Origin of the sequence: Micromonospora sp. NPDC085948, assembly GCF_040686315.1 — a bacterium.
GTDB lineage: Bacteria > Actinomycetota > Actinomycetes > Mycobacteriales > Micromonosporaceae > Micromonospora.
Map to the genome: position 1 here is coordinate 582,286 of NZ_JBFBJW010000002.1, position 13,409 is coordinate 595,694.

The 13,409-nt window shown below is 72.1% G+C and carries 13 protein-coding genes; 7 read left to right on the forward strand and 6 right to left on the reverse strand.

Annotation, left to right across the window (positions count from 1 at the left end):
* Positions 1–36: 36 nt before the first annotated feature.
* The 6 genes from AB0O48_RS08550 to AB0O48_RS08575 form a co-directional block, all read right to left on the reverse strand.
* The gene (locus tag AB0O48_RS08550) at positions 37–1,125 is read right to left on the reverse strand and encodes a uroporphyrinogen-III synthase (protein ID WP_357253527.1); all 1,089 of its coding nucleotides are present in this window, start codon (positions 1,123–1,125) and stop codon (positions 37–39) included.
* Entirely contained in the window at positions 1,125–1,472 is a 348-nt protein-coding gene (gene nirD / locus AB0O48_RS08555) for a nitrite reductase small subunit NirD (RefSeq protein WP_357253525.1), read from the reverse strand. Before nirD ends, AB0O48_RS08550 begins: the two co-directional genes overlap by 1 nt.
* Entirely contained in the window at positions 1,469–4,006 is a 2,538-nt protein-coding gene (nirB, locus tag AB0O48_RS08560; RefSeq protein WP_357253523.1) for a nitrite reductase large subunit NirB, read from the reverse strand. The genes nirD and nirB overlap by 4 nt, the downstream gene beginning before the upstream one ends.
* A complete protein-coding gene (locus tag AB0O48_RS08565; protein WP_365064071.1) occupies positions 4,003–5,442 on the reverse strand; it encodes an FAD-dependent oxidoreductase in 1,440 nt (479 codons plus the stop codon). Before AB0O48_RS08565 ends, nirB begins: the two co-directional genes overlap by 4 nt.
* Positions 5,439–7,646 (reverse strand): molybdopterin oxidoreductase family protein, encoded by a 2,208-nt coding sequence (locus tag AB0O48_RS08570; RefSeq protein WP_365064074.1) that lies wholly within the window; start codon positions 7,644–7,646, stop codon positions 5,439–5,441. The genes AB0O48_RS08565 and AB0O48_RS08570 overlap by 4 nt, the downstream gene beginning before the upstream one ends.
* Positions 7,647–8,060: 414 nt before the next feature.
* Positions 8,061–8,348 (reverse strand): hypothetical protein, encoded by a 288-nt coding sequence (locus AB0O48_RS08575; protein WP_365064390.1) that lies wholly within the window; start codon positions 8,346–8,348, stop codon positions 8,061–8,063.
* Between the two features lie 313 nt (positions 8,349–8,661).
* Here AB0O48_RS08575 and AB0O48_RS08580 point away from each other — a divergent pair, with 313 nt between their 5' ends.
* The 7 genes from AB0O48_RS08580 to rplM all read left to right on the forward strand — a co-directional run bounded on the left by AB0O48_RS08580 (position 8,662) and on the right by rplM (position 13,406).
* Positions 8,662–9,429, forward strand: coding sequence for a DUF5753 domain-containing protein (locus AB0O48_RS08580; RefSeq protein WP_357253514.1), 768 nt, complete (start codon positions 8,662–8,664; stop codon positions 9,427–9,429).
* Positions 9,426–9,620 carry a DUF397 domain-containing protein gene (locus AB0O48_RS08585; protein WP_357253695.1) on the forward strand — a complete coding sequence of 65 codons (195 nt, stop codon included), beginning with the start codon at positions 9,426–9,428 and terminating at the stop codon, positions 9,618–9,620. Before AB0O48_RS08580 ends, AB0O48_RS08585 begins: the two co-directional genes overlap by 4 nt.
* A gap of 291 nt (positions 9,621–9,911) precedes the next feature.
* Positions 9,912–10,607 carry a class I SAM-dependent methyltransferase gene (locus tag AB0O48_RS08590; RefSeq protein ID WP_357253512.1) on the forward strand — a complete coding sequence of 232 codons (696 nt, stop codon included), beginning with the start codon at positions 9,912–9,914 and terminating at the stop codon, positions 10,605–10,607.
* A 90-nt stretch (positions 10,608–10,697) separates the two neighbouring features.
* Entirely contained in the window at positions 10,698–10,955 is a 258-nt protein-coding gene (locus AB0O48_RS08595; protein WP_088950199.1) for a DUF6364 family protein, read from the forward strand.
* Complete coding sequence (locus tag AB0O48_RS08600; RefSeq protein ID WP_357253510.1) at positions 10,945–11,238, forward strand: hypothetical protein; 294 nt, start codon at positions 10,945–10,947, stop codon at positions 11,236–11,238. The genes AB0O48_RS08595 and AB0O48_RS08600 overlap by 11 nt, the downstream gene beginning before the upstream one ends.
* A 129-nt stretch (positions 11,239–11,367) precedes the next feature.
* A complete protein-coding gene (locus AB0O48_RS08605) occupies positions 11,368–12,753 on the forward strand; it encodes a nitrate/nitrite transporter (protein WP_357253508.1) in 1,386 nt (461 codons plus the stop codon).
* Positions 12,754–12,962: 209 nt separating this feature from the next.
* Positions 12,963–13,406 carry a 50S ribosomal protein L13 gene (gene rplM, locus AB0O48_RS08610; protein ID WP_053653864.1) on the forward strand — a complete coding sequence of 148 codons (444 nt, stop codon included), beginning with the start codon at positions 12,963–12,965 and terminating at the stop codon, positions 13,404–13,406.
* Positions 13,407–13,409: the final 3 nt, after the last annotated feature.

The following is a 13,409-nucleotide window of genomic DNA, read 5'->3' on the forward strand; positions in this document are numbered from 1 at the left end:
ACGGCCGGCGCACACCGGCCGGCCGTGACACACGCCCTAGTCGACCCGGAGCCGGTAGCCGCGCTTCACGATGGTCTGCACCACGCGCGGCGCGCGTAGGCCGGCCCGGAGGCGGGCCACCGCCATCTCCACCGCGTGCTCGTCCGCGCCCCGGGGCAGCGTCCGCAGCAGTGCCGTGCGGGACAGCACCCGGCCGGGAGACTGGGCGAGTGCCCGTAACACCGCCATCGGGGCGGGGGCGAGCGGCCGCAACTCGCCGTCGATCACGGCGGCGTGCCCGCGCAGGGTGAGCAGGTGCCCACCGGCCTTGAACGTCATGGTCCTGCGGGGCAGCTCGTCGACGATGGTCCGCACCAGCGCGCCCAGCCGGGCCCGGGCCGGCGCGCTCACCGGCACTCCGTGGCGCAGCAGCGGCTCGGCGGTCACCGCGCCGACGCAACTGGCCAGGACGTCACCGCGCAACGCGGACAACACCGCGTCGCTACGGTCCCCGGCCGCCCGGAGGAGGGCCTCCACCGCGGGTGCCGAGGTGAAGGTCACCGCGTCCACCAACCGGCCGGTGATCAGGTCGATCAACCGGTGCAGCGGCGCCGGGTCGGTCGGCGGCGCCCACCGGTAGACCGGCACCTCGATCACCGTGGCGCCGGCCGCCTCCAACGCGAGCGTGCAGTCGGGCTGCCGCTCACCGTGCAGCTGCATGGCGATCACCTGCCCGGCCACGCCGCGCCGGCGCAGGTGGTCGACGACCTCGTCGCAGCTCTCCGAGACCGGCGACCACTGGTCGTGGAGCCCGGCCGCACGAATCGCACCGCGTGCCTTCGGGCCGCGGGCCACCACGTACGAGCTGGCCAGCACCGAGCGCAGCGGCTCGGCCAGCCCCCAGCCCTCGGCCGCCTCCAGCCACCCGCGCATGCCGATGCCGGTGTTGGCCATCAGGATGTCCGGCGGCTGGTTGAGGCAGGCGCGGGTCGCCTCGCGCAGCTCGGTGTCGTCGGACAGCGGAACGATCCGCAGCGCGGGGGCGAGCACCACCCGGGCGCCCCGCCGCTCGAGCAGCGCCGCCAACTCGTCGCGCCGCCGGTCGGCGGTCACCCCGATGGTGAAGCCCGCCAATTCTTCCCGCATCAACCCTCCTGTCGCAGCCGCACCTCGACCAGCCCGTCGCGGCAGCGCACGTCGTGCCGCCGCACGGTCACCTCCGGCAGGTCGAGACAGTCGCCGCTGCGCAGGTCGTACACCTGCTTGTGCAGGGGCGAGGCGACCGTCGGCACCCCGCCGCGGCTGCCCACGATGCCCCGCGACAGCACGTACGCCCCGGAGACCGGATCGCGGTTGTCGATCGCGAACAGCCCGTCCGTGGTTCGGAACAGGGCGACCTGCACCCCGTCGACCAGGGCGGCGACGCCCCGGTCCGGTTCCAACCGGTCGAGGAGACAGACGGGGGTCCAGGTCAGCGTGATGGTCTGGGTCATCGCCGTACCTCCGGTAGGCCGAGGGTGACCGGTTGCCGACGGCGACCGTTTGTCGGCTCGGATCCGGTCGGGGTTTGGTCGCGTACGGGCACCGGCTGGCCGCGTTCGCGACCGAAGGTGATCGACGGGTCGGGCACGTCGGGGGCGTTGACGAAGGAGGTGTAGCGGCGCAGCCGATCCGGGTCGTCGAGCACGTCGCGCCACTCGTCGGAGTACGTCGCCACGTGTCGGGCCATCGTCGCGTCCAGCTCGGCGCAGAGCCCCAGCGAGTCGTCCACGATCACCGCGCGCAGGTGGTCCAGGCCGCCGTCCATCGCCTCGATCCAGCCGGCGGTGCGTTGCAGTCGGTCGGCGGTGCGGATGTAGTAGATGAGGAACCTGTCGATCAGCGTGATCAGGGTTTCTGTCGACAGATCGGTGGCGAACAGGTCGGCGTGCCGGGGCCGGAAGCCGCCGTTGCCGCCGACGTAGAGGTTCCAGCCGGTCTCGGTGGCGATGATGCCGAAGTCCTTGCTGCGGGCCTCAGCGCACTCGCGGGCACAACCGGAGACCGCTGACTTGATCTTGTGGGGCGCGCGCAGCCCGCGATAGCGCAACTCCAGCGCCACGGCCAACCCCACCGAGTCCTGCACCCCGTACCGGCACCAGGTCTCGCCCACGCAGGACTTCACGGTTCGCAGCGCCTTGCCGTACGCGTGGCCGGACTCGAAGCCCGCGTCCACCAGCCGCTGCCAGATCTGCGGCAACTGCTCCACCCGCGCCCCGAACAGGTCGATCCGCTGCCCACCGGTGATCTTGGTGTAGAGCCGGAAGTCCCGGGCCACCTCACCGATCACGATCAGCTTCTCCGGGGTGATCTCACCGCCCGGAATCCGGGGCACCACCGAGTAGCTGCCGTCGCGTTGCAGGTTGGCCAGGAAGTGGTCGTTGGTGTCCTGCAACGACGCCTGCTCACCGTCGAGCACGTGCCCGCTGCCCAGCGACGCGAGGATCGACGCCACCACCGGCTTGCAGATGTCGCAGCCGCGCCCCCGGCCGTGCTCGGCGATGAGCTGGGAGAAGGTGCGGATGCCGCGTACGCGGACGATCTCGAACAGCTCTCGCCGGCTGACGTCGAAGTGCTCGCAGAGCGCAGTGGACTGCACCACCCCGGCCGCGTCCAGGAGCTGCTTGAGCATCGGCACGCAGGAGCCGCAACTGGTGCCGGCCCTGGTGCACGCCTTCAACGCCGGCACGTCCGCGCAGCCGTCGGCGATGGCGGCGTCCACGTCGCCCCGCGTCACCGCGTTGCAGGAGCAGACCTGGGCGGTGGCGGGCAACGCGCCGGCGTCCGCGCCGCCGCCCTCCGGCGCGAGCAACGCCAGGGGCGCGGCCGGCAGTGGACCACCCACGCTGGCCCGCAGCGTCGGGTACGCGCTGGCATCGCCGACCAGCACCCCGCCGAGCAGGGTGTGCGCGTCGTCGGAGAGGACCAGCTTCGCGTAGACGCGGGTGGCCGGGTCGGTGAACGTGACGTCCAGGCAGCCCGGGGTCGTGCCGTGCGCGTCACCGAACGAGGCCACGTCGACGCCGAGCAGCTTGAGTTTCGTGGCGGTGTCCGCGCCCGGGAACGTCGCCGCGCCGCCGACCAGCCGGTCGGCCACCACCTCGGCCGTCGCGTACCCGGGTGCGACCAGGCCGTGGCAGGTGCCGTCGACAGCCGCGCACTCACCGACCGCCCAGATCCGCTCGTCGGCGCTGCGGCACGTCTCGTCGACAAGCACCCCACCGCGCGGACCCACCGGCAGACCGGCCGTCCGGGCGAGCTCGTCGCGTGGCCGGATGCCGGCGGCCACCACCACCAGCTCGGCGTCGACCGCGTTGCCGTCGGACAGTTCCAGCGCGGCGACCGCGCCGTCCGGGCCGGACCGGATCGCCGTGGTGGCCACCCCGAGATGGGTACGGACGCCGAGGTCGTCGACGTAGCGGCGGAGCATCGCACCGCCGGCCTGGTCCACCTGCACCGGCATCAGCCGGGGCGCGAACTCGACCACGTCGGTGCTCAGGCCGAGCAGCCGCAGGGCGTTCGCCGCCTCCAGGCCGAGCAGCCCGCCGCCGATCACCGCGCCGACCCGCCGGCCCCGCGCGTACTCCCGGATCGCCGCCAGATCGTCCAGGGTGCGGTAGACGAAGACGCCGGGCAGGTCGGCGCCGGGCACCGGCGGCACGAACGGGTACGACCCGGTGGCCAGCACCAGCGCGTCGTAGTGGTACTCGCCCACGGCGGTGGTCACCACCTGCCGCTCCCGGTCGAGGGCGGTGACCGGCTCACCGAGGCGCAGCCGCACCCCCTCGTGTGGGGTGTGCACGTTGAGCTCGTCCTCGCTCACCCCGTCGAAGTACGCCGAGAGCCGCACCCGGTCGTACGCCGGACGCCCCTCCTCGGCCAGCACGGTCACCCGCCAGCACCCCTGCGGGTCGCGGGCGCGCAGCGCGTCGACGAAACGCTGCCCGACCATGCCGTTGCCGATGACGACCAGTTCGCCGCCGTTCATCGCGTCACCTCCACCGATTCCGCTTGGCTCAGCCAATCGACGATGCCGCCCACCGCGTCGCGGCAACCGCCACAACCGGTGCCGGCCCGGGTCGCGGCCACCACCGCGTCGACCGTTCGGGCCCCGGAGCGCCAACTGCGCACCAGCGCGCCCTTGCTCACCGAGTTGCACTGACAGACCGTGACCCCGTCCGGCATCAGTGCCGGTGACGCGGCCGGTGCCGCGGCAACCGTGCCGAGTGCCCGGCCCAGCAGGAGCGCCCGCCGGTCGGTGGGCACCGGGTGGCCGCGGTCGAAGAGCTGGATCACCGTGCCGACGGCCGGGTTGTCGCCGAGCAGGATCGCGCCGACCAGTCGCTCATCCTTGATCCGCAGCCGGGCGTACGTGCCCCGGCTCGGATCGGTGAAGGTCAGCTCCTCACCCGGCCCGCCGCCCACCGGGTCGCCCATCGAGGCCAGGTCGATCCCGGCGGCCTTGAGCCGGGTCACCACCGGCCGGGGCCGGTACCGGGCCAGCGGGTCCGTCCCGGTCAGCACGTCGGCGAGCACCCGGGCCTGGGCCCAGGCGGGGGCGACCAGCCCGGTGAGCACACCGTCGTGTTCGGCGCAGTCGCCGATCGCCGAGATGGCCCGGTCGCTGGTGCGGAGCCGGTCGTCCACGATCACGCCACGGCCGATGCTCAGCCCGGCCGCCTGCGCGAGGGCGGTGTCCGGGCGTACACCGCAGGAGAGCACCAGCAGGTCGGCGTGCAGCGTCTGGCCGTCGGCCAGGTCGAGGCGTACGCCGGTGGCATCGGTGGCCACGCCGACCGCCGGCACCGCCAGGTGGCTGGTGACGCCGAGACCGGCGAGCGTGCCGGCGAGCACCGCACCGGCCGCCGGGTCGAGCTGCCGTTCCATCAGGTGCCCGCGTGGGTGCACCACGGTGGTGCTGAGCCCTCGGGTGGCCAGGCCGCGGGCGGCCTCCAACCCGAGCAGGCCACCGCCGAGCACCAGCGCGCTGCGCGCGCCGTCCGCCGCGGCGAGGATCCGTCGGCAGTCGTCCAGGGTCCGGAAGGGGACCACCCGCTCCGGCAGGTCGGCCGGGTCGAGGCCGGGCAGTGGCGGCACCACCGCCCGCGCCCCGGTGGCCAGCACCAGGTGGTCGTAGCCGATGCGTTCGCCGTCGGCGGTGTGGACCTCCCGGGCGGACCGGTCGACCCCGGTCACCGGTACGCCGGTGCGCAGGTCGATACCGTGCCCGGCGGCCTCGGTCAGCTCCACGTCCGGCTCGTCGACCCGGCCGGCCAGCAGGGTGGAGAGCATGATCCGGTTGTACGCCCGGTGCGGTTCCGCCCCGAGCACGGTGACCTTCCGGTCGCCCTCCCGGGCGTGCAGCTCGCCGGCGAGGCGAGCACCCGCCATCCCGTTGCCGACGATGACCACCCGGGCGGTCATGCCTTCTCCACCCGGACCGCGCAGATCTTGAACTCGGGCATCCCGGAGATCGGGTCCACCGCGTCGTTCGTCACCGAGTTGGCCCGCCCGGCCCCGGCGTAGTGGAACGGGGCGAACACCGTGTCCGGTCGGATCCCGGCGCTGAGCCGGGCCGGGGCGCACAACTCACCCCGGCGCGAGGTGACCCGCACCGGGTCTCCGTCATCCACGCCGAGCCGGGCGGCCAGGTCGGGGTGCAGCTCGACGAATGCCTCACCGGCAGCGCGGCGTAGCGCGGCCACCCGGCGGGTCTGGGTGCCGGACTGGTACTGAGCCAGCACCCGGCCGGTGGTGAAGTGCAGCGGGTACGCGGCGCTGACCTCCTCGGCGGCCGGCCGGTGGTCGACGGGGTGGAACCGGGCTCGGCCGTCCGGGGTGGCGAACCGGTCGGCGAAGAGCCGTGGGGTGTCCGGCCCGTCCTCGGTCGGGCAGGGCCAGTAGACGCCGTCGGCGGCGTCGATCCGGGCCCAGCTGATGCCGGCGTAGTCGGCGGCCCCGCCTGCCGAGGCGCGGCGCAACTCGGCGAACACGGCGGCCGGGTCGGCCGGGAATCGCGCCGCCGCACGGGCACTCGGTAGCGAGGTGTCCGGCTCGACTCCCGCTGGTTCGGTGCCGAACGCGCCGGTGGCGGCGACGGCGGCGGTGACGGGTGCCTCGGCGGCGGCCAGCCTCGCCGCGAGGGCGGAGATGATGGCCAGGTCGGTCCGGACGTCCGCCGGGGGCGGGCGGAGCGCGCGCCGGCGCAGCACCCGACCCTCCAGGTTGGTCATGGTGCCGTCCTCCTCGGCCCACTGCGCCGTGGGCAGCACCACGTCCGCCAGCGCGGCCGTCTCGGAGAGCAGCAGGTCGGCGACGACCAGCAGGTCGAGGTCGCGCAGCCGGCTCTCGATCCGCGCCGCCCGGGGAGCGGAGATCACCGGGTTCGAACCGAACACCAGCAGGGCGCGGGGGCCGTCCGGTGTGCCGAGCGAGTCGAGCAGTTGGTAGGCCGGCACACCCGGGCCGGGCAACTCGTCGGCCGGCACCCCCCAGACACCGGCCACGTGTTCGCGGGCCACCGGGTCGTCGATCTTGCGATAGCCGGGGAGTTGGTCGGCCTTCTGCCCGTGCTCCCGACCGCCCTGGCCGTTGCCCTGGCCGGTGAGGCAGCCGTACCCCGAACCGTCGCGGCCGGGCAGGCCCAGGGCGAGGGCGAGATTGACGTACGCGGTGACCGTGTCCACTCCCTTGGCGTGCTGCTCGGCGCCACGAGCGGTAAGGATGATCACCCGGCCGCCGGTGCCGAGCGCGCGGGCGGTCGCCTCCAGGTCGGCCACCGGCACTCCGGAGAGCTGCTCCGCGCGGGCCGGCCACCAGGCGGCGACGCTGCGGCGGACCGCCTCGAAGCCGGAGGTGCGGTCGGCCACGTACGCGCGGTCGACCCAACCCTCGGTGAGCGCGATGTGCAGCAGTGCGTTGGCCACCGCGAGGTCGGTGCCGGGCAGTGGTTGCAGGTGCAGGTCGGCCTGACGGGCGGTGGCGGTGACCCGGGGGTCGACGACGATCAGTTGGCCTCCGTTGCCGCGTTGCTCGGTGAGCCAGCGGACCAGCGGCGGCATGGTCTCCGCCGGGTTCGCGCCGACCAGCAGCAGCGTGTCGGCCCGGCCCAGGTCGGAGAGGGGGAACGGCAGCCCTCGGTCGATGCCGAAGGCACGCATCCCGGCGGCGGCCGCCGAGGACATGCAGAACCGTCCGTTGTAGTCGATGTGTCGGGTGCGCAGCCCGATCCGGGCGAACTTCCCCAGCGCGTACGCCTTCTCGTTGGTCAGACCGCCGCCACCGAAGACGGCGACCGCGTCCGGGCCTGCGTCGTCCTGGACGGCGCGGATGCCGTCGACGATCCGATCGAGGGCGACGTCCCAGCTCGCCGGGCGCAGCGCACCGGTGGCGGGGTCGCGCACCAGGGGAGTGGTCAGCCGCTCCGGGTGGTCGAGCAGTTCGGCGGCGGTCCAACCCTTCTGGCAGAGCCCGCCTCGGTTCGTGGGGAACTGGCGGGGGTGGACCGTCACCCCGGAGTCGTCCTCGCGTAGCACCATGCCGCACTGAAGCGCGCAGTACGGACAGTGCGTCGCCACCTGCCGGGGTGTGCGCCCCGGTCGAGTCGCCGACCATGCACCGTCTGTCATGTCGGCAAAGCGTGCCGCCGGGCAGTTTCCAGTCCGGGTCCCTTCTGTTTCGGTCCTGTCAAGTGGGGCTCACACCGCACGGGGGCAGTGGACGTGGCGGATGGGTGGTGTCGGCGCGGCGGTGGCGGCCTTCACCTCACGGTCAGCGCACGTTGGCGCGGTGTGGTCGGCGGGTCAGGGACAGCCAGCCCAGGAACCGGGCGTGAAGTGCTCCTGGGTCAGGACGAACGCCGAGGGAGTACAGGTCGTCGACCGCGTCATGCATGTTCGCTGCCAGATAGAACGCCAGGGCGATCGAATGGCCGTAGAACTCGGTCGCGAGGTGAAGCTGAGCCGGTGCGCACGGCCAGGGGGCGGCGCAGTTACGGCAGAGCCACGCCGGACGCATCGGATGGTGTGGGCGAGGGCGGCGGGTCATCCGACCCTCACCGAACCGCCCTTCACGCGCGTGCGCGTGGTTGGCCGACGACCGGCTGCCGGGGCGGGCGGGTCCGGCCAGATCAGGCCCGCGAGCATCACGAACAGGGACCGGCGTGCGACCGCGTCGCCGTTCGCGGCCAGCTCGTAACCGTCAATCCACAACCAGGCGTCGTACGTCGGCCAGTCGAGGACCCGAATCACGCGGACGAAGATCGGGCGCAGGAACTGAACACTCGCGGCGCGGGTCAGGTGCAGGACGTCACCCGGGTGCGGCTTCCGCAGGTGGGGCGTCGACTGGGGTTTCCGATCGGGCAGCTCGTCCGGCACGGCGCTCTCTCCTCGTCGTCACGTGGGAAGGGACCGCCCCATGCGTGCTCGCTCGTGGAGATCTTGGACAGTTTCCGTTCTCGCGTAACGGAAACTGTCCAAGATCTGTGGCAGGCCAAGGGCGGCCCCGATACGAACGCGTCCGCCGGGTTCCGTGCTCCCTACCGGCCGCGCCGTCTACAGCGCAGCCTCTCTCAGGGTTGTGGGACGCATACACTCCGTAGCAGCATTCCTCTGGGACGTTCGGGACGTCGAGGAGGGATTAGGAGTGAATCAGGTACTCATCGCGGCTATGGCCGAGGTCGGGGAGACCGCTGAAAGTCTCGCTGGTCAGATCGGGGTCGATCCGAAGACTGCCGCGCGGTGGGCTAATCCAGGACGCATCCCGCGCAGCCGGCATCGCGTCGAGGTCGCCAGGCTGCTCGGCCGGGAGGTGGGCGACCTCTGGCCGGACGTCCTCACCCGACGGGAACCAGCATGGTTCCGGCCGTGGATCGACATCGAGCGCGAGGCGGTCGCGTTGCGGTGGTTCGAGCTGGCATGGGTGCCCGGCCTCCTTCAGACCGAGGCGTACGCGCGGGCGACGCTCGCCATGGAATCGCTGACCTCCGAAGAGATCGAGGACCGGGTGTCCGCGCGGATGCTGCGACACGCGATCCTGCACCGCCCTCGCCCGCCGCTGGTCGTCGCCGTGCTCGACGAGGCAGTGCTACGGCGACGGGCCGGGCGCAGCGCCGCGCTGATGCGCGAGCAGTGCGAACACATCGCGACGTGCGCCGCATTGCCGCATGTGCAGGTGCACGTCGTACCGGCTGACACGCCGATGTATCTCGGCCTCGGCGGGCCGTTCACCATGGCCGAGATGCCTGACGGCGCGCAGGTTGCGCATGTGGACGGCCAGGTCAGAGCTCAGATCATCGACGAAACGACGGAAATTGCTACCCTTGGACGAAGGTGGGCGCGCATAGTTGGCGATGCCCTACCCAGGGCGCAGTCTCTCGATCTCGTCAGGAAAGCGGCGGCAGCATGGACATGACCGGCGTGCAGTGGCGCAAGAGCACCCGCAGCGGCAGCAACGGCGGTAACTGCGTCGAGGTTGCCGGCAACCTCCCCGGCGTCGTGCTCGTCCGTGACACCAAAGACCGCGACGGCGGGACGCTGACCTTCGGACCGGCGGCATGGGCTGGCTTCGTCGACCTGGCGAAGGCGATCGGCCCCGTCGGCTAACCAACGCAGCACGAACGGCCCCCGGCTCCTGGAATCCAAGGAAATCGCCGGGGGCCTCTCGCGTGTCCGCGGTCGACCACCCCGCCAGGCAGCGCAGGCGTAGCCAGACCGACCACATGGACCGCTCACGGCGGCGCCGGTTCCACCGCTGCGGAAGCCGCGGTGGCTTCGCGTGCGGCGGGAGGTGTGAGCCGAAGCCTTGGGAGCTGGATCGCTGACGGCATCAGTGTCGCTGCCTGGTGTGGTGCGCCTATAATATGGGATGCCTGTCTCAAAGTTTGGGAGCTAGCGATGAGCGTGACGGACGTCTTCGACGCTGTGGCCGGCACCTACGACGAGGAGCGTCGGCGGCTGATCCCCTGCTTCGACGCCTTCTACGGCACCGCCGTGCAGGTGGCCACACCGCCGCTGCGCGCGGCGCTGGCGGCCGGTCGTACTCCCGAGGTGTTGGATCTCGGGGCGGGCACCGGCCTGCTCTCGCTGCTGTTGGCCACGGCGGTGCCCGGAGTCCGGCTGACCCTTGTCGACGGGGCGCCGGCGATGCTCGCGCGCGCCACCGAGCAACTGCGCGACCGGTCCGTGCCGCACCGGTCGGTGCGGGCCGACCTGTCCGACGAGCTGCCGCCCGGCCGGTACGACGCGGTGGTCAGCGCACTGGCCATCCACCACCTGGACGACGCCGGCAAGCGGGCGCTCTACCGGCGGGCCGCCGCCGCGCTGGCGCCGGGCGGGGTGTTCGTCAACGCCGAGCAGGTCGCCGGGCCGACCCCGGAGCTGGAGCGGCGCTATGACGAGGTGTGGATGGAGCGGATCACCGAGCTGGGCGCGTCCCCCGAGGAGATCGCCGGCTCCCGGGGCCGGATGCGGCACGACCGGCCGGCGACCGTGGCCGACCAGTGTCGCTGGCTCGCCGAGGCCGGCCTGGTCGACGTCGACTGTTACTTCAAGGAGTGGCGCTTCGCGGTGTTCGGTGGTCGGGTTCGGTGACAGTCGCCGGAATGGGCGTTTCGACGCCGGTACGCGAGCCGGTCGCCGCCGGGATGACTGGTGGTCATACCGCCGGGTAGTCTCAGCGGCATGACTGCCAAGGTGACTCTGTCGTTTACCGACGAGACGATCGAGGAGGCGCGGCGGTTCGCCAAGCGCGAGGGGTTGTCGCTCTCCGCGTGGATGGACCAGGCCGCCCGCGAGAAGGCGCTGCGCGAGGTCTTCACCGCGCACGCCGCCGCCGTGGGCCGCGCCGGCCTGGACCTGGAGTCCGCCGCTCTCGCCGACGCCCGCGAGGTGGGCATGGTCAACGACCTGCTCTCCGGCGGACGACCGCGTGCTGCGTAGGGGAGAGGTCTGGCGCATTGAGGGCGCCCGGGAACGCCTCGGTCTGGTGGTCAGCTCGGACGTCTACAACTCCACCGACGTGCCCATCGTGATCGTGGTCGAGGTTGTCGAGGAGTCACTGCTGCGCGACTCGCCGCTCGCCGTGTCGATGGGCCGGTACGTGGTGATGCCCGACCGCATCTCCTCGCCGATGAAGAAGTGGTTCACCGGCTGCGTGGACGTCGCCGACACCGACACGATGCTCCGGGTCGGCCGCGCGCTGCGCATCCTGCAACAGCTCTGAGCACCGACCTCACCACCGCCGCCGGCCCGTGGTGCGATCCCCGTTTCCCGGCCGACCCAGGACGGGCACTGCCAGGTAATCAGGCGTTCCTAGCGTTTCTCCTCGTCACACCGACGAGAAGGAGCCGCCGTGAGCACGCTCACCAGCACCGCAGTCACCGCCGCGAAGCCGGCCGCCACCGCGCGTGGGCGCCGGCTCGACGACTGGCGTCCCGAGGACCCCGACTTCTGGGAGGCGACGGGCGCGCCGATCGCCCGGCGCAACCTCTGGGTCTCGATCTTCGCCGAGCACGTCGGCTTCTCGGTGTGGAGCCTCTGGTCGGTGACCGTGCTCTTCCTCGGCCCCGCGTACGGCATCGACCCGGCCGGGAAGTTCCTGCTCACCGCCGTACCGGCGGCGCTGGGAGCGGTCCTGCGGCTGCCGTACACGCTGGCGGTGGCCCGGTTCGGCGGGCGACGCTGGACGATCATCAGCGCCCTGCTGCTGCTGGTGCCCACGGTGCCGATGACGGTGTTGCTGGAACCCGGGGTCTCCTACTCCACCCTGATGGTGCTCGCCTGCCTCACCGGCGTCGGTGGCGGCAACTTCGCCTCCTCGATGGCGAACATCAACCTGTTCTACCCGCAGCGGCTCAAGGGACGGGCCCTCGGGCTCAACGCCGGCGGCGGCAACCTCGGCGTACCCGCGGTGCAGCTGGTCGGGCTGGCGGTCCTCGCCACCGCCGGTGCCGCGTACCCCCGGTTGGTCCCGGCGGTCTACCTGCCGCTGATCGTGCTGGCCGCGCTGGCCGCGGCCCGCTGGTTGGACACCGTGCCCGGGGCGCGCAACGAGCCGGGAGCGCTGCGTGAGGCGGCCCGCGACCCGCACACCTGGGTCATGTCGCTGCTCTACATCGGCACCTTCGGGTCGTTCATCGGGTTCGGGTTCGCCTTCGGTCAGGTGCTCCAACTCCAGTTCGCCGAGCGGTTCCCCACCCCGGTCGATGCCGCCTGGCTGACCTTCCTCGGCCCGCTTGTCGGCTCGCTGATCCGGCCGCTGGGCGGGCACCTCGCCGACCGGCTGGGCGGATCCCGGGTGACCTTCTGGAACTTCGTCGCGATGGCGGCCGGCGCGGGCATCGTGCTGTACGCGGCCCGGGAGCGCTCGTTCGGGCTCTACCTGGCCGGGTTCATCGCCCTCTTCGTGTTCTCCGGCATCGGCAACGGCTCCACGTACAAGATGATCCCGGCGATCTTCCGGGCCCGGGCGGCGGACGCGGTGGCCGACGGTCGCCGCGATCCGGAGGCCGCCGCCCGCTGGGCGCGGCGGATGACCGGCGCGTTGATCGGCATCGCGGGCGCGATCGGCGCCTCCGGTGGGGTGCTGGTCAACGTCGCGTTCCGCCAGTCGTTCCTCAGCTCCGGTAACGCCGACGCCGCCTACCTGGCCTTCATCGGCTGGTACGCCCTCTGCTTCGCGGTCACCTGGGTGGTCTACCGCCGTCCGGGCGCCGCCGATCGGCTCGCCGGCGTGTGAGCTGGGCCACCCCCGGCGCGTCGCCGTGCGGAACGGCACCCCCGTTTTGACCTGCGGACACCGCGCCGGGTATCGTTGCCTGCTGTTGTACGACATCCAGAGGCGTGCCCTATCAGGTACGCTTGGTCGTTCGTGCGCGCTGGTCCGGCCTGCTAGATCTGGTCACCTCGGCGCGCGACCCCAGACCGACGACGAGACAAGGTAGACCTGTGCGTACGTACAGCCCGAAGCCGGGTGAGATCGAGCGTCAGTGGCACGTCATCGACGCCTCTGATGTCGTGCTGGGCCGCCTGGCCACCCACGCCGCCACGTTGCTGCGTGGTAAGCACAAGCCGACTTTCGCGCCGCACGTCGACACGGGCGACTTTGTCGTCATCGTGAACGCGGGCAAGGTTGCGTTGACCGGCAACAAGCGTCAGACCAAGGTTGCTTACCGCCACTCCGGATACCCGGGTGGTCTGAAGCAGATCGGCTATGACGAGCTGCTGACCAAGCGCCCCGAGCGGGCCATCGAGCTGGCTGTGAAGGGGATGCTCCCGCACAACAAGCTCGGCCGTCAGCTGATCAAGAAGCTGAAGGTGTACGCCGGTGCCGAGCACCCGCACCTCGCGCAGCAGCCGGTGCCGTTCGAGATCAAGCAGATCGCGCAGTGAGCG